This is a genomic window from Sinorhizobium sp. 6-70 (genome assembly GCF_030124375.1).
Lineage (GTDB): Bacteria > Pseudomonadota > Alphaproteobacteria > Rhizobiales > Rhizobiaceae > Sinorhizobium.
In genome coordinates this window covers 762,725-788,699 of sequence record NZ_JASKLS010000001.1, presented here as the reverse complement: position 1 = coordinate 788,699, position 25,975 = coordinate 762,725, and the positions used below count along the sequence as shown (strand labels likewise).

General features: G+C 63.8%; 24 protein-coding genes and 3 pseudogenes. 18 read left to right on the top strand and 9 right to left on the bottom strand.

Going from position 1 to position 25,975, the window contains the following annotated elements; all coding sequences use genetic code 11:
* The 6 genes from QN222_RS03905 to ftsZ all read left to right on the top strand — a co-directional run.
* Nucleotides 1–1,040: ABC transporter permease subunit (locus tag QN222_RS03905; RefSeq protein WP_284005238.1), on the top strand; the 1,040-nt coding region annotated here is incomplete at its 5' end.
* On the top strand, nucleotides 1,028–2,083 hold the full coding sequence (locus QN222_RS03900) for an ABC transporter ATP-binding protein (protein WP_283965866.1): 1,056 nt from the start codon (nucleotides 1,028–1,030) through the stop codon (nucleotides 2,081–2,083). The genes QN222_RS03905 and QN222_RS03900, both read left to right, overlap by 13 nt.
* Nucleotides 2,084–2,441: 358 nt before the next feature.
* Complete coding sequence (locus QN222_RS03895) at nucleotides 2,442–3,050, top strand: glutathione S-transferase family protein (protein ID WP_283965867.1); 609 nt, start codon at nucleotides 2,442–2,444, stop codon at nucleotides 3,048–3,050.
* Between the two features lie 232 nt (nucleotides 3,051–3,282).
* Nucleotides 3,283–4,989, top strand: coding sequence for an HAD-IIB family hydrolase (locus QN222_RS03890; protein WP_283965868.1), 1,707 nt, complete (start codon nucleotides 3,283–3,285; stop codon nucleotides 4,987–4,989).
* Nucleotides 4,990–5,079: 90 nt separating this feature from the next.
* On the top strand, nucleotides 5,080–5,481 hold the full coding sequence (locus QN222_RS03885) for a cupin domain-containing protein (protein WP_283965869.1): 402 nt from the start codon (nucleotides 5,080–5,082) through the stop codon (nucleotides 5,479–5,481).
* A 219-nt stretch (nucleotides 5,482–5,700) separates the two neighbouring features.
* A complete protein-coding gene (gene ftsZ, locus QN222_RS03880) occupies nucleotides 5,701–6,744 on the top strand; it encodes a cell division protein FtsZ (RefSeq protein ID WP_284005237.1) in 1,044 nt (347 codons plus the stop codon).
* A gap of 475 nt (nucleotides 6,745–7,219) precedes the next feature.
* On the opposite strand, the gene QN222_RS03875 is transcribed toward ftsZ, so the two are convergent.
* Nucleotides 7,220–9,025: an adenylate/guanylate cyclase domain-containing protein gene (locus QN222_RS03875; protein WP_283965276.1), complete on the bottom strand. Its 1,806-nt coding sequence runs from the start codon at nucleotides 9,023–9,025 to the stop codon at nucleotides 7,220–7,222.
* 181 nt (nucleotides 9,026–9,206) lie between these two features.
* Between QN222_RS03875 and QN222_RS03870 the strand changes: the two genes are divergently transcribed.
* Together QN222_RS03870 and QN222_RS30370 are read left to right on the top strand one after the other, a co-directional pair.
* Nucleotides 9,207–9,461 carry an autotransporter outer membrane beta-barrel domain-containing protein gene (locus QN222_RS03870; RefSeq protein ID WP_283965275.1) on the top strand — a complete coding sequence of 85 codons (255 nt, stop codon included), beginning with the start codon at nucleotides 9,207–9,209 and terminating at the stop codon, nucleotides 9,459–9,461.
* Between the two features lie 50 nt (nucleotides 9,462–9,511).
* Nucleotides 9,512–10,229 (top strand): annotated as a pseudogene (locus QN222_RS30370) (DUF6065 family protein).
* Nucleotides 10,230–10,300: 71 nt separating this feature from the next.
* Here the strand turns inward: QN222_RS30370 and QN222_RS03855 are convergent.
* Nucleotides 10,301–10,381, bottom strand: a pseudogene (locus tag QN222_RS03855) (phytochelatin synthase); the annotation flags it as partial.
* A gap of 39 nt (nucleotides 10,382–10,420) precedes the next feature.
* Complete coding sequence (locus tag QN222_RS03850; protein WP_283965273.1) at nucleotides 10,421–11,764, bottom strand: sorbosone dehydrogenase family protein; 1,344 nt, start codon at nucleotides 11,762–11,764, stop codon at nucleotides 10,421–10,423.
* 185 nt (nucleotides 11,765–11,949) lie between these two features.
* Between QN222_RS03850 and QN222_RS03845 the strand changes: the two genes are divergently transcribed.
* From QN222_RS03845 to QN222_RS03825, 5 genes are all read left to right on the top strand, one after another.
* Nucleotides 11,950–13,092 (top strand): TRAP transporter substrate-binding protein, encoded by a 1,143-nt coding sequence (locus QN222_RS03845; protein WP_283965272.1) that lies wholly within the window; start codon nucleotides 11,950–11,952, stop codon nucleotides 13,090–13,092.
* 225 nt (nucleotides 13,093–13,317) lie between these two features.
* A complete protein-coding gene (locus QN222_RS03840) occupies nucleotides 13,318–13,986 on the top strand; it encodes a TRAP transporter small permease subunit (protein ID WP_283965271.1) in 669 nt (222 codons plus the stop codon).
* Nucleotides 13,983–15,725, top strand: a complete 1,743-nt coding sequence (locus QN222_RS03835) for a TRAP transporter large permease subunit (RefSeq protein ID WP_283965270.1) — start codon at nucleotides 13,983–13,985, stop codon at nucleotides 15,723–15,725. Before QN222_RS03840 ends, QN222_RS03835 begins: the two co-directional genes overlap by 4 nt.
* A gap of 198 nt (nucleotides 15,726–15,923) precedes the next feature.
* Nucleotides 15,924–16,169 (top strand): DUF3302 domain-containing protein, encoded by a 246-nt coding sequence (locus QN222_RS03830; protein ID WP_284005234.1) that lies wholly within the window; start codon nucleotides 15,924–15,926, stop codon nucleotides 16,167–16,169.
* Nucleotides 16,166–17,107 (top strand): efflux RND transporter periplasmic adaptor subunit, encoded by a 942-nt coding sequence (locus QN222_RS03825; RefSeq protein ID WP_283965268.1) that lies wholly within the window; start codon nucleotides 16,166–16,168, stop codon nucleotides 17,105–17,107. Before QN222_RS03830 ends, QN222_RS03825 begins: the two co-directional genes overlap by 4 nt.
* Before the next feature lie 125 nt (nucleotides 17,108–17,232).
* On the opposite strand, the gene QN222_RS03820 is transcribed toward QN222_RS03825, so the two are convergent.
* The 4 genes from QN222_RS03820 to QN222_RS03805 all read right to left on the bottom strand — a co-directional run bounded on the left by QN222_RS03820 (nucleotide 17,233) and on the right by QN222_RS03805 (nucleotide 21,081).
* The gene (locus QN222_RS03820; protein WP_283965267.1) at nucleotides 17,233–18,468 is read right to left on the bottom strand and encodes an MFS transporter; all 1,236 of its coding nucleotides are present in this window, start codon (nucleotides 18,466–18,468) and stop codon (nucleotides 17,233–17,235) included.
* A gap of 178 nt (nucleotides 18,469–18,646) precedes the next feature.
* Nucleotides 18,647–19,279 (bottom strand): PQQ-binding-like beta-propeller repeat protein, encoded by a 633-nt coding sequence (locus QN222_RS03815; protein ID WP_283965266.1) that lies wholly within the window; start codon nucleotides 19,277–19,279, stop codon nucleotides 18,647–18,649.
* Between the two features lie 101 nt (nucleotides 19,280–19,380).
* Nucleotides 19,381–19,752 carry a nuclear transport factor 2 family protein gene (locus QN222_RS03810; RefSeq protein WP_283965265.1) on the bottom strand — a complete coding sequence of 124 codons (372 nt, stop codon included), beginning with the start codon at nucleotides 19,750–19,752 and terminating at the stop codon, nucleotides 19,381–19,383.
* Nucleotides 19,753–19,860: 108 nt separating this feature from the next.
* A complete protein-coding gene (locus QN222_RS03805; protein WP_284005232.1) occupies nucleotides 19,861–21,081 on the bottom strand; it encodes a helix-turn-helix domain-containing protein in 1,221 nt (406 codons plus the stop codon).
* Nucleotides 21,082–21,196: 115 nt separating this feature from the next.
* Here QN222_RS03805 and QN222_RS03800 point away from each other — a divergent pair, with 115 nt between their 5' ends.
* Nucleotides 21,197–21,988, top strand: coding sequence for a thioredoxin family protein (locus QN222_RS03800; RefSeq protein ID WP_283963323.1), 792 nt, complete (start codon nucleotides 21,197–21,199; stop codon nucleotides 21,986–21,988).
* Nucleotides 21,989–22,027: 39 nt separating this feature from the next.
* Nucleotides 22,028–22,240: pseudogene (locus tag QN222_RS03795) on the top strand (hypothetical protein); the annotation flags it as partial.
* Nucleotides 22,241–22,441: 201 nt separating this feature from the next.
* On the opposite strand, the gene QN222_RS03790 reads toward QN222_RS03795, so the two are convergent.
* Entirely contained in the window at nucleotides 22,442–22,822 is a 381-nt protein-coding gene (locus tag QN222_RS03790; RefSeq protein WP_283963322.1) for a low affinity iron permease family protein, read from the bottom strand.
* Between the two features lie 603 nt (nucleotides 22,823–23,425).
* Between QN222_RS03790 and QN222_RS03785 the strand changes: the two genes are divergently transcribed.
* A complete protein-coding gene (locus tag QN222_RS03785; protein ID WP_283963321.1) occupies nucleotides 23,426–23,635 on the top strand; it encodes a hypothetical protein in 210 nt (69 codons plus the stop codon).
* A 39-nt stretch (nucleotides 23,636–23,674) separates the two neighbouring features.
* Here QN222_RS03785 and QN222_RS03780 read toward each other — a convergent pair whose 3' ends face one another.
* Nucleotides 23,675–24,688 carry a DUF4105 domain-containing protein gene (locus QN222_RS03780; protein WP_283963320.1) on the bottom strand — a complete coding sequence of 338 codons (1,014 nt, stop codon included), beginning with the start codon at nucleotides 24,686–24,688 and terminating at the stop codon, nucleotides 23,675–23,677.
* 239 nt (nucleotides 24,689–24,927) lie between these two features.
* On the opposite strand from QN222_RS03780, the gene QN222_RS03775 reads away from it, so the two are divergent.
* Both QN222_RS03775 and QN222_RS03770 read left to right on the top strand, forming a co-directional pair.
* On the top strand, nucleotides 24,928–25,401 hold the full coding sequence (locus tag QN222_RS03775) for a nuclear transport factor 2 family protein (protein ID WP_283963319.1): 474 nt from the start codon (nucleotides 24,928–24,930) through the stop codon (nucleotides 25,399–25,401).
* 4 nt (nucleotides 25,402–25,405) lie between these two features.
* Nucleotides 25,406–25,972: a TetR/AcrR family transcriptional regulator gene (locus tag QN222_RS03770; RefSeq protein WP_283963318.1), complete on the top strand. Its 567-nt coding sequence runs from the start codon at nucleotides 25,406–25,408 to the stop codon at nucleotides 25,970–25,972.
* Nucleotides 25,973–25,975: the final 3 nt, after the last annotated feature.

The following is a 25,975-nucleotide window of genomic DNA, read 5'->3' as shown; positions in this document are numbered from 1 at the left end:
TCTCGATCCTCGGCATTCCCGCCGGGATCGAGACGCTGCCGACGCTGAGCCTCGCGCGTCTATCTCGGTTCGGCGCCGCCACCTTCGGAGAGATCGCGCTGATCTCGACGCTGATCGCGGCGATCTCCGCCGGCGGGCTTCTCGTACAGCAGCGGGCACTCGCCGGCCGCGACTACCGCCTGATCGGCCACACCGGCGCACGCGCCGCCTTCGCGCTCGGGCGCTTGCGCATCGCAGTCGAAGCGCTGCTCTGGGCCGTGCTGGCGCTGGTGCTGGTCGCTCCGCTGCTGGCGCTTGTCGCAAGCTCGCTGGTGCCGGCCTACGGCGTGCCGCTCAATCTCAAGACCGTGTCGCTCAGCGCCTATGGCGAAATCCTGTTCCGCCAGTCGATCACACTGACGGCGCTGAAGAATTCGCTGTTCCTTGCCTCGGCCGCCGCCCTCGGGCTGCTTGCCGTCACCGTGCCGGCAGCCTATCTCCTGACGCGTCGGAAGGGCGCGCTCGCCAATCTTATCGCCATCCTGATCGAGATCCCCTATGCGCTGCCCGGCATCGTGCTCGCCGTCGCCTTCATCCTCACCTTCGCCGCGCCGCTGCCCCTCATCGGCCTGTCGCTCTACGGCACGATCTGGATCATTCTCGCCGCCTATTTCTCCTCCTTCCTCGCCGTCAGCCTGAAGCCTGTCATGAGCGCGTTTCTCCAGATGGATCCCTCGCTCGAGGAGGCGGCGCGGCTTGCCGGGGCGGGCTTTTCCCGCCGCATGCGCGACGTGCTGCTGCCGCTGATCGCGCCTGCGGCCGGCGCTTCCGTCATCCTCGTCTTCCTGATCGCGGCGAACGAGCTGACCGTCTCGGCGCTGCTCTGGTCGGCGGGCACGCAGACGCTCGGCGTCGCGATCTTCAATCTCGACGACAGCGGCTCCTCCGATCTCGCCTCGGCGCTCTCGGTGCTCGTTGTCGTGCTGGTGATCGCGCTGATGGCGGCGCTGGAATTCTTCGCAAAGTACCTGCCGGAGGGCGTGCTGCCGTGGCGCAACTGATCCTCAATCATGTCACCAAGTCTTTCGGGAATGGCAGGCCGGCGGTGGCGGACGTCTCGCTGACGCTGCGCCGGCAGGCGTTCCTCGCGCTCCTCGGCCCCTCCGGCTGCGGCAAGACGACGGTGCTCCGGATGATCGCCGGCTTCGAGCAGCCGACGGACGGCTCGATCTTCTATGGCGAGCGGCAGCTTTCGGATGCCGAGCGTGCGCTGCCGCCGGAAAAGCGCAACATGGCGATGGTGTTCCAGTCCTACGCGCTCTGGCCGCATATGACGGTCGCGGAGAATGTCGGCTATCCGTTGAAGGTGAGGGGCATTTCCGGTGCGGCCTGGCAGAAGCTCGTGGGCGAGGCGCTGTCGCTCGTCAAACTCACCGAGCTTGCCGAGCGGCGGCCGTCGGCGCTTTCCGGCGGCCAGCGCCAGCGGGTGGCGCTCGCCCGCTGCCTCGTCACCCAGCCGGATGTGGTGCTGCTCGACGAGCCGCTCGCCAATCTCGACCAGCACCTGAGGAAGGCGATGGAGGAGACGTTCCGCGCCTTCCACGAGCGCTCCGGCGCCACCATGGTCTACGTCACCCACGACCAGGCGGAGGCGATGGCGCTTGCGACCGACGTCGCGGTGATGTCGGAAGGCCGGCTCCTGCAGGTGGCGCCGCCGGCGGAGATTTACGCCAGGCCCGAGGGCCGCGTCGTCGGCGGCCTGATCGGCCGCGGCAGCATTTTGCGGCTGCCGCTGGCGGAGACCGGGGAGCGGCAGCTTGGCTGGCCGGTGCTGCGCGAGGCGCTCGGGTCGCGCGAAGCAAATGGGGCGGGAGGCAGGCCGTCTGGCGAGGCGCCGGTTGCCGATGTGCTTGTGCGGCCGGAACACGTCCACCGCCGCACCGACGGTGTCCTCATGCGGGTCGTGTCGTGCGTCTTCGAAGGCGAGCGTTTCGCGCTCGACCTTGCGCTTCCCGACGGCCAGCGGCTGAAGGCCTTCAGCAGCGTGGCGATCGCGGAGGGGCAGACGGTGCCGTTCGTGATCGCGAGCGGCTGGCGGCTTTGAGGTTGGCGCTGGGGGCGGTGCCAGGCCTGGTGGCGAGAGGGCGCCGCAAGCAGGTGCATGATCTCTCCTGTCGTCATCCTCGGGCTTGACCCGAGGATCCATCATCAAGGGATTTTATCGGCAGCGTTTTGAATGCCTTGCGTTTGGATCCTTGGGTCAAGCCCGAGGATGACGGAGTGGGTAGGGTTTGAGCCTGACGCAGAGATACGGATGGTCAGCCGACGATGATGGAACGGCCTGTCCGTGATGACGTGAGGATGGAGCTCGATCGCTGATACTGGATCAAAAAGGTAACTGGTTGCTACTTGCAATCAATGGTGCGATAATGCGGGTGCTTGACCAAACAAGGGAGGAAACAATGAAGCTCTACCAGGGCATCGGCCCGAACTCCTATCGCGTGCGCATCTTCATGGCGGAAAAGGGCATCACACTGCCGATGGTGGACATCGATTTCTTCAAGGGCGAGCACAGGGCGCCGGGATTCCTCAAGCTCAATTCGCTCGGGCAGATCCCGGTGCTGGAGCTCGATGACGGCACGATCATCACCGAGAGCGTGGCGATCTGCCGGTATCTCGAGGAGACGCATCCCGAGCCGCCGCTCTTCGGCACCGATGCCGTCAGCCGCGCCAAGGTCGAAATGTGGAACCGGCGGGCGGAGCTGGTGATCTTCACGACAGTCGGCAATGTTGCGCTGCACACCGAAGATTTCTTCAAGGATCGGCTGACGCAGTTTCCCGCCTTCGCGGAAACCGAGCGCAAGGCGGTGCCGAACAAATGGGCCTGGCTCGATCGCGAGCTTGCCGATGGCCGGCCGTTCCTCGCCGGCGAGCATTTCTCGATCGCCGACATTACCGCCGGCGTCTGCGGTTGGCTGGGCGAAGCCTTCGGCATGGAAATCCCGGATTCGCTCGAGAACGTGAAGCGATGGAACGAACGGGTCAGGAGCCGGCCGAGCTGGAATGCTTGAGCGACGCCTATCGGACTTAGGGCCTACTGCATGGTTCGTTAAATCGTAGCCGATCTAAGGATAAAAACATGCAGCAGTTCAAAGTGCTACAGCGTCCTTGGCGCGTCTGACAAGACGCGCGGCGCTGTAGCCAGGGAACCAGTACTGGGCCTGCACGTTCCTCTCGGCGGCACGAAAATGGCGGCGCCCGGGAGGAACCTTGCGCACCGCCACCAACAGAGGCGGCGCGCAAATGTATCTCATGGCCCTTGCGACAGATTATGACGGCACGCTGGCAGAGGACGGCGTCGTTCGGCAGGAAACGCTTGAGGCCCTGAAGAGACTGAAGGAGACCGGGCGCAGGCTGTTGCTCGTCACCGGGCGTGAGCTGCCGGATTTGAAGCGCGTCTTTCCTCACACGGATCTGTTCGACAAGATCGTCGTCGAGAACGGCGCCTTGCTCTATTCGCCCGATAGCAAAGAGGAGAAGCCGGTCGCCCCGGCACCGCCGCCGGCTTTCGTCGAATTGCTGCGGCAGAAGGGCGTCGACAACATATCGGTCGGGCGCTCGATCGTCGCCACCTGGGAGCCACATCAGGCTGCCGCGCTCGAGGCAATCAACGAACTGGGTCTCGAACTCGAGATCATTTTCAACAAGGGCGCGGTGATGGTGCTTCCGACCGGCGTCAACAAGGCGACCGGGCTCAAATCGGCACTCGAGGAGATGCAGCTTTCCTTTCTGAATGTCGTGGCTGTCGGCGATGCCGAGAACGACCACGCATTGCTGAGGACGGTCGGTTGTGGCGCCGCAGTCGCGAATGCCCTGCCGGCGCTGAAGGATACCGCCGATCTCGTGCTTGTGGGCGCGCGCGGCGAAGGCGTCGAGGAACTGATCGCCGAGATCATCGAGCGCGACCACGCGCTTTGCATCAACGAGCGGCATCGGGTTCCGATCGGCGAGGACGCCGACGGGTCGGTCGAAATCGGCCCGCGCGACGTGCTGCTGATTGCCGGAAGCTCCGGCAGCGGCAAGTCGAAGCTGGTGACGGCGCTTTCGGCGCGGCTGCAGGAGCGGCGCTCACAGTTCTGCGTCTTCGATGCGGAAGGCGACTATGAGGGCCTCGAAGGTACCGTGACCGTGGGCAGCAGCCTGGTACCGCCCACGGACAGCGAGGTCGTGGAACTCCTCGCCAATCCGGACAACAATGTCGTGATCAATGCGCTCGGCCTTGACGTCGAGGAACGCCCGGAGTTCTTCGCCGAGCTGATGCCGGCCCTGTCGGCCTTTCGCGCCAAGACAGGCAGGCCGCACTGGCTGATCGTCGACGAGGCGCATCTCGCCCTGCCGGCGTCACGCGACAGCGCTTCGCTCGCTCTTGCGGACGATCGCTCGGGCATGATCATGATCAGCGTTCATCCGGATTCCGTCTCTCCGGACGTGCTTGCGGCAGTCACCGCCGTCGCGGCACTCGGTCCGAAGGCGCGCGAGGCGATCGAGGCTCTCTGCGCGGCCGTCGAAGAAGCGCCGCCGGACGGTCTTGACGAACCGGCGGCGCACGATGAGGTCCTTTTCTGGCAGCGATCGAGCGCCGCGCCCGCACGGCGTATCCGGGTTGAGAAGCCGCGGCAGGTCCGGAAGCGCCACACGCTGAAATATGCCGAAGGCCATCTGGACGAGGAGGCGAGCTTCTATTTCCGCGGTCCGGACGAGGAGATGAACCTGCGCGCCCACAACCTGATGATCTTCCTGCAGATTGCCGAGGGGATCAACGACGAGACCTGGGAGCATCATTTGCGGGGCGGCGACTACTCGAAATGGTTCGGGGAAAGCATCGGCGACGCGGAGCTGGCAGAGGACGCCGCAGGGATCGAGGAAGATCGCTCGCTCTCGGCCGCCGAGAGTCGCGACCGGATCGCCGACGCCGTGCGCCGCCGCTACATCGCACCCGCATCCGGGTAGGACTGACCCCGCGGCCATGCCTTTTCTTCGCCTGCTGTAGCAATTGCGAACGCTTATGCTGCACCATTTTTAGCGTAACAGGGGCTGCAAATGAAAATCCTCTCGCATGCCGACCAGCCGCTCGAGGAATGGCGCCCGGGGGTACAGACGCGGATGAACGTCGCCGCTACCGTGGGCGCAAGCGAGCTCTGCATCTTCGAGCAATGGGTCTTGCCCGGCGCCGGCGCGCCCGACCATTTCCATTTCGTAGAGGAGGTGCTGACCGTGCTGGCGGGCGAGGCGGAGATCCGCCTCGGCGGAGAGCGCGCAGTTCTGACGCCGGGTCAATCGCTGATCGTTCCCGCGGGGGTCCGGCACAGCTTCCGTAATATAGGTCCGGCAATGCTTCATATCCATGCGGTGCTCGCCTCCGCCTGCTTCGAGGCGGCGTTCGACGACCGCGATCCTCCGGTTCGGCGATGGGCAGCGCCGCGGCCGATGGAGCAGACCTAGTCCCGGCGTGGCTTGGCCCCGCCGAAACGTGCCCTCCATTATATGAGGCCGGCCGCACGTAACTGTGGACTTGCCTCGTTTTTGCCGTTCTTGCCTTCTCCGTGGCCTTTTTGAGTTCCTAAAATGAGTGACTGATTCGCGCCCGCACCGCTTTCGTCGCAGTTTCCGGGGACTGACCAGCCTCTGACGACCCCACGGAACTGCCCAAGGAGAAGAGCCATGACAGAGTACAAGAAGCCGATCATCACGGAGATGCGTCCGAAAATCACTGTCATCGGTGTCGGCGGCGGGGGCGGCAACGCCATCAACAACATGATCACCGAGAACCTGCAGGGGGTCGATTTCATCGCCGCCAATACCGACGCGCAGGCGCTTTCGATGTCGAAGGCGGAGCGGCGTATCCAGCTCGGCACTGCCGTCACCGAGGGCCTCGGTGCCGGCTCGCTTCCGGATATCGGCAATGCGGCGGCGCAGGAGTCGATCGACGAGATCATGGACCATCTGGGCGGCACGCATATGTGCTTCGTCACCGCCGGCATGGGCGGCGGCACCGGTACCGGCGCGGCACCGGTGATTGCGGAGGCGGCGCGGCGGGCCGGCATCCTGACGGTGGCCGTTGTCACCAAGCCCTTCAGCTTCGAGGGCCGGCGGCGCATGCAGACGGCGGAGATGGGCATCGAGCGGCTGCGCGAGAGCGCCGACACGGTGATCGTCATCCCTAACCAGAACCTCTTCCGCATCGCCGACGCGAAGACCACCTTTGCCGACGCCTTCATGATCGCCGACCGGGTGCTCTATTCGGGCGTCAGCTGCATCACCGACCTGATCGTCAAGGAAGGTTTGATGAACCTCGACTTCGCCGACGTGAAGACGGTGATGAAGGGCATGGGCCGGGCGATGATGGGAACGGGCGAGGCCACCGGCGAGAGCCGCGCGATGATGGCAGCGGAAGCGGCGATCGCCAACCCGCTGCTCGACGAGGTCTCGATGCGCGGTGCCAAGGGCGTGCTGGTCTCGATCTCCGGCGGCATGGACATGACGCTGTTCGAGGTCGACGAGGCGGCGACCCGCATCCGCGAGGAGGTCTATGACGAGGCTGACATCGTTGTCGGCGCGATCTTCGACCGCACGCTCGACGGCACCTTCCGGGTCTCGGTGGTGGCAACGGGTCTCGACAGTCCGCGCACGACCGGCGACATCCAGGGCCAGCCGGAGATGGCCAACGGCCAGCCGGCACAGGCTGCGTCGCGCACACTGCAATAGTTCTTTGACGCAATAGTTTCTTTGATGCAATTCCGGCGGTCACGCACTGGAATTGCTTTGAATTCCGCAATTCCGAACGGAAAACCGCTACGCACTTTTCCTGGAATTGCTTAGGCGGGGGAGCCGGAGAAGCAGGCGGGAAAAGGCGAGTCTTCTCGCGCCGCGGCTTCTCCGGCACTGTCTCAGGCTCAGCCTAATGGGTGGCCGATTTTTTCGCCTCATCAAGTCGGATGACCCGTCGCGCACGACTGTCCCCACCCACCTCATCCCTGTGCTCGTCACAGGGATCCAGCAGCGGCGCGTCTGCGACGCGGAAGAATCTTTTCAGCCCAAGGACTTGGGCTGGCTGGATTCCTGTGACAAACACAGGAATGAGGTGGGGAGGAGATGACTTGCCTCTCCGCAACCGACGAGGCAGCGGCCGGTTACTGTCGTGTAATTTAGCGTCTGAAAGAACGCACGGCCGTGGAAATGCTTATCCCGCCAGCCCGGCCCGCTCGAGGTCGGTGGCGAAGCGGTCGATGAAGTGTTCCGGCATGGCCGGAATACCGCCGAAATAGAATTCGGCGCGCGCCTTTTCGAGCGTCATCTCCGGCCGGAACTTGAGAAGCTCGGAGACCGCCGCACGAGCCGCCTCGGCGTTGCCCTGGGCGCCGACGACCGCGGTCAGCACCATCGCCGGCCAGAAGGTCGTGTTCTCCTGCCTGAGCGATGCGCGAGCGGCGGCTTCGGCCTCCGTGAGCCGGCCCGACTGGTAATGCGCGATCGCAAGCATGTTGTGGAACGTCCACAGATGCGGATCGCGCGGGCTCAGCCGGAACGCCTCGTTGATTTCGGCGATGCCGTCCTCGGGGCACTCGACGTAGCAAAGCGCCTGGCCGAGGGCGAAATGGCCTTGCGCAAAGCTCGCATCGAGTTCGAGCGCAGTGCGCAGGTACCTGATGCCGCGTTCCGGCTGGCCGCGCAACGCCAGTGCCCGGCCAAGCGCGAGATGGGCGGCGGGCTCCCGGCTGTCGAGCGCGATCGCCCGCTCCGCGAGACGGATGGCGTCGGCGATCCGGGTGCCCCGCTCGTCCATGGCGCCGTACCAGCCGAGCTGGATGTGTACATAGGCGAGGCGCGCATAGGCCTGCGCGAATGTCGGATCGACCCCGGTTGCGCGTTCGAAGAGGTCCTTCGCGATCTTCAGGTCGTCGAGATTGAACTTGTAGAGATGCCAGAGGCCTTTCAGGTAAATGTCCCAGGCGTCCATGTCGGCGGCGGTCTGTCCGCGAAGCGCGGCGAATTCGATAATGCCGAGCTCGGGCTCGACCGTCCCGGTGATCTCGCCGGCGATCTCGTCCTGCAGCACGAAGAGGTCATCGAGCGTCCGGTCGTAGCGCTCCGCCCACAGAAGCGTGGCGCTTTCCGCGCGCAGAAGCTGCGCGGTTATGCGGATGCGGTCGCCGGAGCGCCGCACGCTGCCTTCGATCACGTATTTGACGCCGAGGTCTTCGGCGGCCTTCCGGACGTCGACGGGCTTGCCCTTGTAGGCGAAGGAGGAGTTGCGGGCGACGACCTGCAGCCAGCGGCAGCGTGCGAGCGTGTGGATGAGCTCCTCGGTGAAGCCGTCGGCAAAATGCTCCTGCTCGTCGACGCTCGACAGGTTGATGAAGGGCAGCACCGCGATCGACGGCCGCTTGCGGTCGGGAACGGTGCGAGCGGACGGCGGGCGGTCGGACCGCGCCCCTCTGTCGGCTCGAGCCGCCGCCGGGGTGCCGGACGCTTCGTCCGGCGTCCAGCGCCAGGCGCGAACGGGGTGGCGAATGTCGGCGAGCGGACAGCGGCCGAGATCGGTCATGGGAATATCGAGCTTTGCGCCGATATGGTCGTGGACCTGTTGCGACAGGCAGATTCCGCCTGGCGGGGCGATTTCCTGAAGCCGCGCGGCGACGATGACGCCGTCGCCATGGATGCCGTCTTCCTCGACAATCACGTCGCCGAGATGAATGCCGATGCGCAGGTGCATGTGCCGGTCGGGGTTCACGGTTTCATTGCGCCGGAGCATTGCCCGCTGGATCTCGACCGCTGAAGTGACCGCCTCGACGACGCTCGAAAACTCGGCGAGCAGACCATCGCCGATGTGCTTGACAACCCGTCCGCCGTGCCCGGCGATGGCGGGAAGAATGACTTCCGTCTGATGGGCCTTCAGCGCCGCGAACGTGCCGGCTTCGTCATGTCGCATCATCCGGCTGTAGCCGGAAAAGTCCGCGTCCAGGATTGCTGCCAACCGCCGCTTCATGCGTCAGTTTCCCGTGACTCTAGAACACAACGGCTTTGGATCGAGCCAATCCAAATCATCGGCGTGGCCGGCTTTTGGAAGTGAAGTGCGGGATAGGCGGAAGCCCCGCGCGGCGGTGTTCCCCATCCCGCCTGCGCAGAGTACCAACCGCGAAGGCGCGAGTCCATCAAGGTGGTGCCAAATGAATTTACGAACAGCCGTGCCGGTTGGCACGATCTCGAAAACTTGCACCGACGACGACGACGGAAATATCCTCCGCCAACGGATTCGTGCCTTTTCCGCGAAACTCGACGAGAACTGGATCGAGTTCGGCATCGGAGCGAGCGTGCAACTGACGGCAACCACCACGCTCTACGGCAACGTCAACTATGAAACGACCTTTGACGGCGACAACCGTGGTTTCGACGGTAAGATCGGGCTTAGGGTGAATTGGTGAGGCCCACTGGAGTTTCCCGGAATTGCTCTGGCGCGTTGGCAAGGTGAAGGATGAAAGAACTGACAGCTTACGTGCTTGAGGGTCACGAGGTCCGCATCCGTCCGGCGCCGCTCGAGCGCCAGTGGATGGACCGAACGAACCAACGCTTCGCCTATCGATACCTGCCACTCAACATCGCCAATACACATGGCTGGGAAATACTCTGCAACACGGCCTTCTCCGCCATCTGGGACGGGCGCTATGCACTGGATGCGGTTCGCATCAAGACGCGGTCGGACAAGCCGCCACTTGCCGTCAGCCATTTCGGCGAGGGCGTGCTGACATTTCACGTGCCATGCATATTCAAGACCGAGCCCGGCTTCGACCTCTACGTCACCGGGCCGATCAACAACCCGAAGGATGGAATAACACCGCTGACCGGCATCGTGGAGGCCGATTGGTCGCCGTACACCTTCACGATGAACTGGATCTTTACCCGCCCGGCGCACCGGGTGCATTTCGCGGCCGACGAGCCGTTCTGCTGTGAAACGCGGCGCGCTCGAAACCGTCACGCCCACCCTTCTCCCGCTGGCCGAGGCTCCGGAGATCGAGCGCGAATACCGGCTCTGGTCGGAGAGCCGGAACAACTTCAACCGGGACCTTGCCAATCCGGACTCCTCCGCTGCCCAGGCGCGATGGCAAAAATCCTACTTTCGCGGCGAGTTTCCTTCAGGAGAGAGCGGGCCGGACGACCATAGAAGCCGACTGCGGTTGCGACCCTTCAAGTAGCCTGATCCTTACATGCGTGAACATTGTTGGGGGCACGCCGACGAGCGCGCGGGCGTAGCGAGGCCGGCCCCTTATTCGATCAGCCGCAGCCCACGCTTCTTGTCACCATCGAAGGTGTCCATCGCCGAGAACAGCCGCTCGCGCTCGATCAGCCGCCGGCCACAGAGATATCCAGTTTCGGCGCCTTGCGCCTAACGCCCGCTTGCCGGTGCTACGCGCCAGATCGTGTTGCCGACGTCGTCGGCCACCAGCAGGGCGCCTTTCTTGTCGATCGCCACGCCGACCGGGCGCCCCAACGCCTTGTCGTCCCTGTCGATGAAGCCGGTCAGCACGTCCTTCGGCGGGCCGGCGGGCTTGCCGTTCCGGAAGGGCACGAAGATCACCTTGTAGCCGCTGCGCACGCTGCGGTTCCACGAACCGTGCTGGCCGACGAAGGCACCGTTGCCGTAACCCGGCCCGAGCTGCGCGCCGTTGGCGAAGGTCAGCCCCAGCGAGGCTGTGTGGGCGCCGAGCGCATAGTCCGGCTTGATCGCCTTTTCGACGAGGTCCGGGCGCGGCGGCTTGACGCGCTCGTCGACGTTCTGGCCGAAATAGCTGTAGGGCCAGCCGTAGAAGCCGCCGGCACGCACGGAGGTCATGTAATCCGGCACCAGGTCGTCGCCGAGTTCGTCGCACTCGTTGACGGCAACCCAGAGCCTGCCGTCGTCCGGATTCCAGGAAAGCCCGTTCGGGTTCCTGAGGCCCGAGGCAAAGACGCGCGTGCGGTGGCTCGCGAGATCGACCTCCAGAACGGCAGCGCGATTCTGCTCCGCCTCGATGCCGTTCTCGCCGACATTGCTGTTCGATCCGACGGTCGCATAAAGCTTGCGGCCATCGCGGCTGGCGATGACATCCTTGGTCCAGTGATGATTGAGGTCCCCCGCGGGCAGGTCGACGATCTTTTCGGGCGCGGCTTTAACCCGGGCCTGGCCATCGGAATAGGGGAAGGCGACGAGGGCATCGGTGTTGGCGACATAGAGTTTGCCTTTCGACAGGGTCATGCCGAAGGGCGAGTTCAGGCCTTCGGCGAAGGTACTGCGCCGATCGGCGACACCATCGCCATTGGTGTCTCGCAGGAGTGTGATGCGGTTGGCGCTCTCGGTAGCGGCACCGGCGCGCTTCTGGGCCTGGTCCGTGAAGACCTTCTTGAGGCTGAAATATTCGTCGTGTTTGGCGGGAGCATTGCTTTCGGCGACCAGCACGTCGCCGTTCGGCAGCACGTGCAGCCAGCGGGGATGATCGAGGCCGCTTGCGAAGGCCTTCACCGCCAATCCGCTTGCCGCCCTCGGCTTGGCGCCATTTGGCCAGCCCTTGGCTTCGGCGATGTTGACGGTCGGGACCAGTGTGCGGCTGGGCGCCGGCAGCTTCGGATCGGGGCCATAGACGCCGCTTTGCTCCGCACGTCCTTGTGCCGAAACGCCCGCGCAACCGGTGGCAAGCGCTCCGGTAAGAATGATAGTAACGATAGCGACAATTCCAGGCGAACCGGTTTTCATCTCGCGTCCTTCGAGCGGAAATTCCTCGTGCCCCTACACAACACTACGATCCGCTCCAGATTACTTATCATGCGCTCCTAACACGGGTGCGCAACCATCGTTCCGTGCAATCTTTGCTTGGGGCGTCATGGAGGAGTATTCTGTAATGCTTAGGCGAAAAAAGCCTATGTTTTCGGGAGGTAAAGATGAAGCGTAGAACCCAACTTGGGGGGAGGACGTCGCGTCGCAAATTCCTGAGCGGCGCAGCAATGGCCGGTGCGGCGATGGTCGCTGCACCGAGTGTCGTCAAGGCACAGGGGCCGGTGAACATGCGCTGGCAGAGCACATGGCCCTCAAAGGATATCTTTCACGAATTCGCACTCGATTTCGCCAAGAAGGTCAACGACATGACCGGGGGCGACCTCAAGATCGAGGTGCTACCAGCAGGAGCCGTGGTGCCGGCCTTCGGCCTGCTCGATGCCGTTTCGGAAGGGACGCTCGACGGCGGCCACGGCGTGCTTGTCTATCATTACGGCAAACAGACCGCGCTGGCACTCTGGGGCTCCGGCCCGGGCTTCGCCATGGACGCCAACATGCTGCTCGCCTGGCACAAATACGGCGGCGGCAAGGAACTGCTGGCAAAGCTCTATGACTCGATCGGCGCCAATGTCGTGTCGTTCCCCTATGGGCCGATGCCCACGCAGCCGCTCGGCTGGTTCAAGAAGCCGGTGGCGAAGGCCGAGGACCTGCAGGGCCTGAAGTTCCGCACCGTCGGCATCTCGATCGACGTGTTCACCGGCCTCGGGGCGGCAGTCAATGCCCTGCCGGGCGGCGAGATCGTCGCGGCGCTCGACCGTGGCCTGCTGGATGCCGCAGAGTTCAACAATGCGTCCTCCGACAGGGTGCTCGGTTTCCCCGACGTGTCGAAAATCTGCATGCTGCAGAGCTATCACCAGAATGCCGAGCAGTTCGAGATCCTGTTCAACAAGCCGAAATACGAGGGACTGCCCGACCAGATGAAGGCAATCATCGCCAATGCGGTCGAGGCGGCGTCGCAGGACATGGCCTGGAAGGCGATCGACCGCTATTCGCAAGACTATGTGGCGATGCAAACGACGGACCAGGTCAAGTTCTACAAGACACCGGATGCGATCCTCAAGAAGCAGCTGGAAGTTTATGACGAGGTCGCGAAGAAGAAGGCCGGGGAAAACCCGCTGTTCAAGGAGATCCTGCAATCCCAGATCGCTTTCGCCGAGCGGGCGACGCGATGGGAGCAGGACACCGTCGTCGGCCGGCGGCTGGCGTTCGACCACTATTTCGGCCAGGAGGGCGTGGCCAAGGAACTCTAGATCACGATGATTTTAGGTCGGATCGACCTAAAATCATAAACGTGATCGATTCTAATCAGTTAGAGCGGGATGCGGGCGGAAAACCGCACACATTTTTCCTCATCCCGCTCTAGCTCGACAAGGCCTTGGGCCGAAGGCCCAAGGCCGCAAACGTCACCGATTGCAAAAAGATAGAGCGGTGATGCGGCTACGGCCGCGTCTGCCGCCGCCGGTGGGAGGCGCGGGGTGAACGTTCAGCATTTTCTCCTGAGGGTCGATGCGATCAGCGTATGGATCGGCAAGGCTTCCGCCTGGCTGATCATCGGCCTGATGACGCTTGTCTGCGTCGAGGTCTTCAAGCGCTACATCCTCAACATGCCGACGGCATGGATCTTCGACGCCAGCAACATGTTCTACGGCACGCTGTTCATGCTTGCCGGCGCCTATGCGCTGGCGCAGAACGCCCATGTGCGCGGTGATTTTCTCTACAGTTCGCTTAGGCCCCGGACGCAGGCGGCGCTCGACCTTTTGCTCTACATCCTGTTCTTCCTGCCCGGCGTCGCGGCCCTGGTTTATGCCGGCTATGACTATGCGGCGCTGTCCTGGCGGATCGGCGAGCATTCGACCGTGACGGCGGAAGGCCCGCCGATCTACTATTTCAAGACGGTCATTCCGATCGCGGGTGCGCTGGTGATGCTTCAGGGACTTGCCGAGATCGCGCGCTGCGTCCTGTGCCTCAGAACCGGGGAGTGGCCGGAGCGGCTGCGCGACGTCGAGGAGATCGACGTGGTCGCCCAGCAGCTCGCCGGCAGCGAATATGTCGACGCCGAAGCCCGCGATGCGGCGATCGAACGGGCGCAGAACATCGACAAGGCGGCCCGGCAACGGGGAATGGGGGGAGAGGTCGAACCGTGAGCGATCAGTTTATGGGACTGACGATGCTGATGCTCATCGTCGTGGTCATCATCATGGGCTTCCCGACCGCCTTCACGCTGATGGGGCTCGGCATGCTCTTCGGCTTCTATGCCTTCTACAATCCGGCCGAGCACTGGATCGACAACCGCGTCTTCGACCTGATGGTCCAGCGCACCTATGGAGCGATGACCAACGACGTGCTGATCTCGATCCCGCTTTTCGTGCTGATGGGCTATGTGATGGAGCGCGGGGCGCTCGTAGACAAGATGTTCTATAGCATCCAGCTCTCGTTCCGGCGGGTGCCGGCGTCGCTCGCTGTCGCGACGCTGATTGTCTGCACCTTCTGGGGCATCGCCAGCGGCCTTGTCGGCGCCGTGGTGGTGCTGATGGGCGTGATCGCCATGAGCCCGATGCTGCGCGCCGGCTACGACGTCAAGCTCGCCTCAGGCGTGATCACCGCGGGCGGCACGCTCGGCATCCTGATCCCGCCCTCGGTGATGATCATCGTCTATGCAGCGGTCGCGGGGCAGTCCGTCGTCAAGCTCTATGCCGCGACGATGCTGCCGGGCTTCTTTCTGTCGTTCCTCTATCTCGCCTATATTCTCGGCTGGGCGGCGATCAATCCCAAGATCGCGCCGGCTTTGCCCGAGGAGCAGACACGGGTTCCGGTCGCTTCCTGGATGAGCAAGCTGCAGGCAGCCTATTCGCCGAACATGCTGGCGGGGCTTTTCCGGGCACTGGTCTCGCCGGCGAAGGCGCTGGCGCTGGACACGGGCGAGGGGCGGCTGACCTATTGGCGGCTCGTCAAGAATTTCGGCGCGGCTCTGGTGCCCTTCTCGCTGACCGTCTTCACGCTGGCGCTCGTGTGGTGGTATGCCGTCATCCATCCGCAGGCCTCCGGCGAAAGCGAAGCGCCGGAGGGGCTGGAACAGCTCGGCGCGCCTGCGGTCGATAACGGGCCGGCGGTCGTCAACGGGCCGAGCACCGCTTTTTATGTGTCCTTCGCTATCGCCGCAGCAATCTCCGCCCTGGTCCTCATCCGCTACTATCGCAACATGGGCGCGGAGCGGCTTCAGGTGATGAAGCTGCTCGTCTCCTCCGTCATGCCGCTCGGCATCCTCACCGTCGTCGTGCTCGCCGTCATCCTGTTCGGCATCACGACCGCGACCGAGTCCGCGGCCGTCGGCGCCGCCGGTGCCTTCCTGCTCGCCTTCCAGGCGCGCACGCTCGACTGGAAACGCACCAAGGAGGCGGTGTTCCTAACCGCGAAGACCACGGCCATGGTGTGCTGGCTCTTCGTTGGTTCGGCGCTCTTCTCCGCCGTCTTCGCCATCCTCGGCGGGCAGGCGCTGATCGAGCAATGGGTGCTCGCGCTCGATCTCACGCCAATTCAGTTCATGATCCTGTCGCAGGCGATCATCTTCATCCTTGGCTGGCCGCTCGAATGGACGGAGATCATCATCATCTTCGTGCCGATCTTCCTGCCGATGCTGAGGCACTTCGACATCGACCCGGTGCTCTGGGGCGTGCTCGTCTTCGTCAACCTGCAGGCGGCCTTCCTGTCGCCGCCGGTGGCGATGTCGGCCTACTACCTCAAGGGCGTGTCGCCGCCGCACGTCACGTTGAACCAGATCTTCGCCGGCATGATGCCTTACATGCTGATCGTCATCCTCTGCATGATCATCATGTATCTCTGGCCCGGCATGACGCTCTGGCTGCCGGAATATCTCTACGGCTGAGCGACTGCATGATCCTTAAATCCTCGATTTAAGGGTAGAAACCTGAAGCAACTCAAAGTGCTACAGCGTCCCTTGCGCGTCTGACAAGAAGTGCGGCGCTGTAGAGGCGGCGCCTTTGGCTGAATGTAACAGTAACGTACTTCATCTCTCGGCCCCGGACTTCGTATCCTATCGCCGATAGAGGGAGGGAGGCCGGCTGTGAGCATGATCGACATCTTTGCCTGGGTCGTGCTGATCGTGCTCGTGTTGAGCACGGTCTTTGTGATCGTCTTCCTCGCCATGCTGCCGGGCATGATCGCGAAACGGCGCAACCATCCCTGGGCGGAAGCGGTCACGGTCGGCGGCTGGGTGACGCTGTTCTTCGGCTTCGTCTTCTGGCCGCTTGTGCTGATCTGGGCCTATGTCGACGTTCCGGCCTCGGCTGCAAAGGAGCGGCAGCCATGATCGTCGTCCTCCTCAATGTCTATCTCCTCCTCCTGTTCTGCCTGGTGAAGTTCGGGATCATCCCATTCAACCTGTTCTGGAAGATCTCGCCGATCCTGGTGCTGCTTCTGCTGCTGGTCGGCCTGTTCATCCCGATGAACTGGGGCGCGCCGCAAGGCTTGGCGCTGGTCGTGCGCAATTCGATCGGCATCGTGCCGAACGTCGCGGGTGAGGTGGTCGACGTGCCAGTGGCGGCGAACGCCCCGCTCAAGGCCGGCGACGTGCTCTTCCGCATCGATCCGGTGCCTTACCAGTCGAAGGTCGAGGCGCTCCAGGCGGAGCTCAAGTTCCAGGAACTGCGGCTGGCGCAGACGACGCAACTTGAGACGACCGGGGCCGGCCCGGCCTTCGACGTGCAGCAGCGGCAGGCCGAGGTTGACGATCTCAGGGCACAGATCACCAATGCCCGCTGGGATCTCGACAAGACGACGGTCCGCGCGCCGGCCGACGGCTACGTGACCAATCTGGCGCTCCGGAAGGGCGCGCGCGTTTCCAACCTGCCGCTGTCGCCGGTGATGGCGTTCATCGACACGTCCGAGACCATCATCGGCGTCGAGATCCCGCAGATCGACGCGCGCTATATCGCACCCGGGCAATGGGTGGAGGCGACGTTCAAATTTGCGCCGGGCGAGGTTTACACCGGCAAGGTCGAAAGCGTCCTGCAGGCCGTTGCCAGCGGGCAGACGCAAGTATCGGGAGCGGCGGTTGCGCCGACGGCGATCAAGAGTGTGCCCTTCATCGTTCGGGTCCGGCTCGACGACCAGGATTTCGCCAACCGCCTGCCGGCCGGCGCCACCGGCGCCGCAGCGATCTTCACCGACCGGGTCAAGCCCGCGCATGTGATCCGCCGCGTGCTGCTCCGGCAGATCGCGATCACGAACTATATCAACCCGTTCTGACGCTACTGCACGATGCGGCAGACGCTGGTCACCGAAAAATTGCACACCGACTGAAAGGCGAGCGCCGAGCGGGGCAGCGAAGCGGCCGCGACACGCCCTGTCGCGGCCGACCGCATTCGTCTCCCTTACGCAGGCAATGGGGCGGGCTCGGCCTTGGCCTTGGGGAAGGGCCTGAAGGTTAGGGCGATCAGGAAGGCGCCGATCCCGATGCCCCAGGCGCCGATATAGAGCCAGCCGTAGCTCGCGAAGGTGTCGTAGATCAGCCCTCCGGCCAAGGGTCCGGTTGCCATGCCCAGGCTACCGGCCATTGCCGTTCCGCCGATCACGGTGCCCATCATGCGCAGCGGGAAATTCTCGCGGGCGATGACGGCATAGAGCGGCATGATGCCGGCGTAGATGAAGCCGAACACGGCCGCCACGGCATAAAACGCGCCGAGATCGCGGACGAAAAAATAGGCCAGTGCGCCGAATGCCTGCAGCAACAGCCCTGAGACCAGGACGCGCTTGGCGCCGAACCGGTCCCCGAAGATACCGAAGGCGACGCGACCGCCCATGCCGGCAAGCCCTTCCACGCTGTAGATCGAGACGGCCGCAATCATCGGGATGCCGCAACTGATCGCGTAGCTCACCGTGTGGAAGATCGGGCCTGAGTGGGTGGCGCAACAGAAGAAGTTCGTCAGAAACAGGATGATGAACTGGGGCGACCGCATCGCCTGCCCGACGGACATGTCGGGCTGCTCTCCATCCGAAGAGGCGACGGCATTTGGGCCATCGAGAGCGGGCGGGCGGCGGACGAGCAGCGCGACGGGGAGCATCACGGCCCCGGTAAGGGCGGCGATGATCAGCAGGGACGTTCTCCAATCATAGATAGTCACGAGCCAGGCCGCGAAGGGAGACATGGTCATGGGCGCCATGCCCATGCCGGCTGACACGAGAGACACGGCAAGGCTGCGTTGCGTGTCGAACCAGCCGGTCACGCAGGCCATCATCGGCGCAAAGATCGCGGCGGTCGCACCACCGACAGCCAACCCGAAGACGAACTGAAACTCTATGAGCGAGCTCGCCTGGCTCGCGAGAGCCAGCGCTGCGGCCAGGACGGCCGAGCCAATCGACACGACAACGCGCGGCCCCCAGCGGTCCGACAGACTGCCCCAGATCATGCTTGCGAGCGCCATGGCGATAAACCCGATGGTCATGGCACTGGAAACACCGGTGACGGACCACCCGGTGTCTTCGGAAATGGGCCGGAGGAAAACCGGCAGCGAAAACATGGCGCCGATCGCGATGCAGCCCAACAGGCCACCGGCGGCGACAATCACCCAGCGATATGAACTTTGCGTCTGAACCTGCACATTCGACATGGAAAGACCTCGTGGAAAAATTGGCGACGCCGGGCCTCAGATGAGCGGCGCTTTTCAAAGACGAACGAGTTGCTTGAAAATCGACATGCCTCGAAAAAAATCTGTAGCTGGCGTAGCGCGACCTCCACCTGTCGCCGGTCATTGCGTCCGGCGCGGGTTCGGCGGCGGATCGCCCATCCTACCTCGGCCTCCGGATGGCTCTGATCTTGCCGGCACGCCCCCCGCCGCAGAAGAAGCGGTCGCCGCCGTCGGACTCAAGCCCGGACACGCCCACGCCAGGCGGCATGTCGAGTCGCTCCAGGACCGCGCCCGTTTTGGGATCGATATGCCTGACATCGCTCTCGTCGCCCTCCCAGGTGCCGTGCCAGAGCTCGCCGTCGATCCAGGTGACGCCGGTGACGACGCGGTTGGATTCGATAGTGCGGAGGATTTTGCCGGTCTCGGGATCGATCTGGTGGATCCTGCGGCCCCGGTGCTGGCCCACCCAGAGCGTGCCTTCGGCCCAGGCGAGCCCCGAGTCACCGCCGCCGCCCGGCGCCGGGATGGTCGCGAGCACCCGGCCGGTCTTCGGATCGATTTTCTGGATGCGGTCCTCGGCGATCTGGAACAGGTGCCGGCCGTCGAAAGCGGTTCCCGCATGGGCGGCAACATCGATCGAGCGCGTCAGTTCTCCGCTCGCCGGATCGACGGCGTTCAACCGGTCGCCGGAGGCGAACCAGAGGTGACTGCCGTCGAAGGTGACGCCGTGCACGTTGTCTGCTTCGGGGAAGGGGCCGTATTCACGAAGGATTTCGGCGGCGGATCGTTTCATGCTTTCCTCCTGATGCATGATCTCCTGCAGCGCGGTACAAAGCTCTCTGCAGCATTTGGCTTGCGGTGCGCCGATCGATCCGATCGGCCAGCATCGCCGGTTTACTCGACGATTTTCCAATAGGAGTCCTTGCGGATCACCTTCCCGTTGCGAAACGTGTAGAAGTCACAACCGCGGACCTCGATTCTCGTCCCCTCACGGGTCGTGCCGGTGAGGGTCCACTTCGAGATGCCGGTATCGGCTGCGGCATCGACAAAATGCTCGTCGTTGCCGTAGTGGACATCAGGCAGGCCTTCGAAGCGTGTTGCCAGCGCTTCACGTACGTTCTGTTTGCCCTCGAAACGCGAGCCCCAGGGCTTGCTTCCTCTCGGCATCTCCAGGACGCAATCGTCAGAAAAGAACGTCATGATGCGATCGAGATCATGGGCGTTGAAGGCTCCGCACAGCTCCGTCAGTGTCGATCGAATGTCCATCGCGCCTCTCCCACTTACAGCGCCGCGCGTCTTATCAGCTGCTGGAAGTATCTGTCTTTATCCAGCTTGCATCAATCCGGCCGTGGCTGATGACGCCGTTGCGGTAAACTAGTCGCTCGGCAGCGGGCCGGGGAGTAACAAGATTGTCGGGAAACCGGTGAGCGGCGGGGTCATCCAGCGGCGCGCCGGCCCGCGGCCGAAGGCCTGCACCTTTCCGTCCGCCGCGAGCTGTTCGAGCGCTCGTTGCACCGTGCGGGGGCTCGCGCCAAGCGCGATTGCCAGTGCCGAGCTCGACCAGGACTCGCCGTCGGCAAGGAAGGCGAGCACCGCCGCGTGCCGCTCTTCGACGGGCGGCGCCAGCACGACGACCTCGCGCGCGTGGCGCGGTGCCAGCGCAAAACCTCGTTTCGTCGCGCTTATGTCTGCGAGCGCCCGAAGCTCGGCGCGAAGCCGGCCGATTTCGACCCGGAGCCGCGCGCGATGGGATTCGTCGGCGTGTTTGGCGCGGAAGGCGCGGGAAAGGAGCGTGCTTCTCGTCACGTCTCCCGGCCAGGCTTCGGCGAGCGCACGCGCCAGCGCGAACAGGATCGGGCGCGTCGCGAGCGAGACCGCCAGCCTCTCGTCCCTGACGACGTTGCGGCAGGCGTCGATGACGAGGGCCCCGGACGAAAGCAGCGCCTCGACCTCCTCAAGCAGGAGGGGCCGTTCGTCGCCTCGCGCAATCAGCCGCGCCGCCGGCGTCTTCAGCACCAGCGATGCGTTTTCGACCTCCGCCGTCAGCGCCGGGATATCCGCCACGCGCGCGGCTTCGGCGGCGCGGGTGAGCGCCGCGCGGGCGGCCTGCGTCTGCAGGCGCCGGGCGGCGATGCCCGCAACGGCCAGCTCATGGGCGGCCCGCAAGCCCGGCGGAAGCGGGGAGGGATCGAACCCGGCGAGCATGCGCTCGGCCTCGTCGAGGCGGCCGATCAGCAGCAGGCGCCGGACCTCGACGTTCAGTGCATGGGCGGCATTCACCCGGTCGCCATGCGCTTCGAGCGTCGCGCGCGCGGCGTCGAGGGCCCTTGCAGGCCAAGTGAGATCGCGCGAGACGAGCGCGATTTCGGCTTCGGCGACGACGCAGCGGGCGCGCGCCACGGCTTCCCTCCGCCCGAAGGCGCGCGCGGCGCTCTTCAACAGCGCCTTTGCCCGGACAAGATCGCCGAGCTGCGCCATTGCGATGCCCCGAAGCGCGAGCGCGGGCGGGTCGTCGCGCAGCGCAACCCGCTTCAAGGCACCGAGGGGATCGCCCGTCGCAAGCGCGCGTGCCGCGGCCGTGATCAGCGAGTCCATCGGAATCCCGTCACACTTGTCACTCTCACCATTCGAAATCCGCTCCTAACCTTGCTCACGAAGCAACACGTCGCGCCGGGAAGGTACGACGACAGATGGCTAAAGGAGAAGAGTGATGACGGCACATGCAACCGGAACCCGTGAAGAGTGGCTGGCGGCGCGACTCGACCTGCTCCAGGAGGAGAAGGAGCTGACGCGGCGCAGCGACGAACTGGCGACGAGGCGCCAAGCGCTGCCCTGGGTGCGGATCGACAAGGATTACCGGTTCGACACCGAGGAAGGAAACGTCTCGCTGAAAGACCTCTTCAAGGGGCGCTCGCAGCTCCTCGTTTACCACTTCATGTTCGGCCCCGACTACACGGCCGGGTGCCCGTCCTGCTCCTCGATCGCGGACGGGTTCAACGGCATCGTCGTCCATCTTGAGAACCACGATGTCGCCTTCTCGGCGGTGTCGCGCGCGCCGCTTGCAAAACTGCAGGCGTTCAAGCAGCGGATGGGCTGGACCTTTCCCTGGGCCTCCTCGAACGACGGCGATTTCAACCGCGACTTCAGCGTCTGGTTCACGGAGGAAGAACAGCGCAAGGGGACGATAGAATACAACTTCCGCCGCGAGCCGCCGGCGCCGGAGCCGCTTGCCGGAAAGACCGTTCAGGAGTGGCGCGGCGACGAAGGACCGGTTGCCCAAATCGCGGCCATGACGGGAACCGATGTGCCCACTTACACGCGCGACAGGCCGGGCGTCAGCGCCTTCGTGCTCGACGACGGCGTCGTCTATCACAGCTATTCCAGCTATGCGCGCGGACTGGACGGGCTTTGGGGTGTGTACCAATGGCTCGACCGGGCTCCCCTGGGGCGCAACGAGCACGGAATCTGGTGGCGCCACCGCGACGCCTATGGCCGGGGCTGACATCCGATGTTGCGCCATCCCGAGAACTCGAAAGGCGCAGCCGACTGGCTGTGCCTTGCCGCTGCCCCCACTTTCGCGGTCATGGCACTGCTGACGGCTGCAACGGGTGGCGCCGACATGATCTGCTCCTCCACGCCAGACGGTTTGCCCCTGGACGGGATGGCGCTGATGTACCTGCTCATGAGCGTCTTCCATACGGCGCCATGGCTGAAGCTTGCCACGAGCAGCCGAAGCGGTGTCCGCCGGTCTTGACCGATGCTCGCAATCCGGCGCGATCCTCTCAACGGGGTTGATGAGCGGATCGCGGTCGCGGGCACCGGCCTACGGGAAGCGGCGGAAGGGGCCGTCGACGGGACAGACAACAGGCGGGCGTTGTCGTTGAGGTTGTGACCGCAGGCGTTTCCGTGGATGCGCATTTCGATCTCCCGAACTGGAGATTGATGCGGGCATGGTTCACTCGGCGCTGCTTCCGGTGCAGCGCTCTTGCGCTTCAGCCTTGCCGTTTATGTCGTCGCGAGCCTTCCTCAGTTCCTTGCCGTCGAGTTCCTCGATGCCCATGAAGCGATTTTCGGCACTGCTGGTGCGGATCAACTCATCGAGCTTGGCCTGAAGGGCCTGGCCATCGCGGTTTTGCGAGTTCTGCAGAACGAAAACCATCAGGAATGTCGTGATCGTTGTCGTGGTATTTACTACGAGTTGCCAGTTTTGCGAGAAATCGAATACCGGCCCACATAAGCCCCAGATGACGATCGACAGGAATGCGATGGCGAATGTCGCCGGCCGCCCGGCGAGATCGGACATCTTGTTCGCAAATCGAGTGAAAATCGGTTCCATCGGATGCTCTCCTTCCGAAGTCCCCGAACGCTTCTCCCGATCTTTGGTTCCTGGCATCGCGCCGTGCCCCGAAACGCAAAAACAGAGCCCGCTCCAAAAGAAACGGGCTCTGATGGTAGTCTGCGACGAAATGCCTGCCAATCTACTGGCGCTCATCTATTGCCAGAAACGCCGTGCCCGCCCGACGAAAACTTCGGGGCCAATCCGTTTACACCCCCCCCCCGGGAACCGCCGCCATTCCTGCGAGTTCGCACTCACAATCAGAGCCCGACTGACACCAGCGAGCTCTGATCTAAATGGCTACTGAAATGAATTCTTTGAAAAGAATTCTCACGGATTTGCGTGCTCATATTTGCCAAATCCCAGGCCCCGGTCCAGTAACTTTTAGGGGCGATCTGTAACGAAACACGATTGTCTTCCGTGCGACGACGGTCGCTCCCGGAACCAAGCGAAATCCGAAACGTTCAGCCTGTGGCATGGTTTCCTGATCCAAATGGAAACTGGAAGGAATCGTGCGTAAATTCAAACTGTTACCGGCGAGCTTTTCGGCGTCTGAGGAGGGCGCGGTGCCGTCGTCCAACCGATTTCGAAGGGAGAGCAGAGATGGCTCACACCGATGCAAATGCGACGCATCATACGCAGAAGATGAAGGGCGAGCTGAACGCCCTCATCGTCCACCTGCGTGAGGACATCGACAAGGTCGACGACCCGCAATTCAAGGCGATGTTCGAGACCTCGGCGGAGGTGCTCGGCGGGCTGGTCAAGGCCTTCACCCACTATGAACAAAAGAGCGAGGCCGCCTGGAAGGCGTGACGGCGCTCTTCAAGGTCGCGCCGACCGTGCCGAACAGCATCAAGGCGTGCGCGGCGGCGGGGAGGGCACTCCGACGCGGATCAGCCCGGAAAAGTCCGGGGACAGGCCGGCCGCCTGAGCTCGGTCCTTGATGTGGGCGAGCGTCCGCAATTCGGCAAGCGGCAGGCTCGTGTCCACCGCGCCGCGATCATAGGCATAGTCGGGAAGATAGCCGTTGACGATCAGCCGCCAGTCACCGGGGACGACGTCGCCGACGGCGCGCATCATCTTGACGATGGTCGTCGTGCAGTTGGTGGTGATCGAGTTGTAGAACTCCGGCGTCGTGGCGAGCGCGTTGGCGTCCCGGACATATTCGAGCAGCAGTGTCTTGGCGGCTTCCGGCGGGGCCCTGAGACGATAGATCTGGACGTCCTCTCCGCGAACGTTCGACCGCACGCGGACGACGTCGCGCTCATCGGCTGCGACGATCACCAGCGGATTGCTCTTGAAAAGATCGGCAACGGGCGAGAACTGGCCGCCGATGCGCCGCTTCACCTCGATCGACCAGGCGAGCTGGTCGCCGCCCTCGAAGCCGAAGCTCATGATGACATGCGCCATTTCCGGGCCGGCCCAGTAGGACATGAAGAGATCGAGCGACCGCAGCTTGTCGAGATCGTAGGTGCGGGTCGTCCAGCGTTCGGTGAAGTCGCTATTGCTGCGCCACTCGAAGTCGCGGACATTCGTGAGCGTCAGCAGATTGCCGTTCAGCGTGCCCGTCACCTGGCGCGCGACGTCCGGCGCCCAGTCGGCGTCCCTCGGCGGCCTGATCGTGCTCCACCAGCCGAGCATGACGCCAAGCGCCACGATAAATACGGCGCCGGCGCGGTAACGCCAGCGGGTGAAGAGCGCGACGATCGTGGCGAGGCCAAGCAGGACAAAAGCACCGCTCGCCACGGCTTTCGCCAGCTCCGGAAAGGGAAGGCGGTACCAAAGGGCGAGCGCCGCCCAGACGGTAACGAGCGCGGTGGCAAGGGCGAGAAAGACGGCGACGAGTATTCGTGCTGCGAGACGCAATCAAGTTCCTCCTGAGTCGCCTCCACCGGCGATTGTACGACACACTTACCAGAACCCATGGTGCAGCAAAACTGGCCAGTGGCGGCATCACGGTACGGGGGCGGTTTTGCGCGTGTTTTTCAGATTCGCACGGCAAATTGGCGGTGCACGAAACGTCGGCATTGACGTGCCTCCGTCTTGGCTGTACCGATTGGAACATAGTTGACCGATCAGTACACTGGCTAACGAAGGAGATGAAGATGTCCGAACAACGTCCGCCGCTGCCGCCCTTCACCCGCGAGACCGCCATTCAAAAGATCCGCGCTGCCGAAGACGGATGGAACAGCCGCGATCCGGAAAGAGTGTCGCGCGCCTATACCGTCGACAGCCATTGGCGCAACCGCGCTGAATTCGTGGAGGGCCGTGAGGCGATTGTCGCTTTCCTGACGCGCAAGTGGAATAAGGAGCTCGAATATCGCCTGATCAAGGAGCTCTGGGCGCATGACGGCAACCGGATCGCGGTGCGCTTCGCCTATGAGTATCACGATGACGCCGGCAACTGGTATCGCGCCTATGGCAACGAGAACTGGGAGTTCGATGAAAACGGCCTGATGCACACGCGCCACGCCTCGATCAACGACATGCCGATCAAGGAAGCGGACCGGAAGTTCTTCTGGGACAGGTCCGGGCCGCGGCCGGCGGATCATCCCGGCCTTTCGGAACTCGGATTGTAACATCATGGCAAAGATCGTCGCGGAGCGCTCGGACGTCACTCCCGTCCTCGCCGAGATTTTCCGGGAGCATGGCTTCGAAGGCGCGAGCCTTTCGGTCATCAGCGAGAAGACCGGGCTCGGCAAGGGCAGCCTCTACCATTTCTTCCCGGGCGGGAAGGAGGAGATGGCGACGACGGTGCTCCGCGACATCGGCCAATGGTTCGAGGAACACGTCTACCTGCCGCTTCGCGAGGCGGAGGATCCCCGCATGGCGATCAGCGCCATGTGCCGGTCGGTGGCGGACTATTTCCGCTCGGGCCGCCGCGTCTGCCTCGTCGGCGCCTTCGCGCTCGACGATGTCCGGGACCGCTTCGCCGATCAGGTGCGCGACTATTTCGCCGAGTGGCGGGCGGCGCTCGCCACGGCTCTCGAAAAAGCTGGCAATGACCCGGCCAGAGCGGGCGAGCTTGCCGAAGAGGCGGTGATCGCCATTCAGGGCGCACTGGTTCTCGGTCGCGCGCTCGACGATACGGCAGTGTTCGAACGCGCACTGGCGCGGGTCGAGGGGCGGCTGCTCGCGGGAAAGGATTGAACT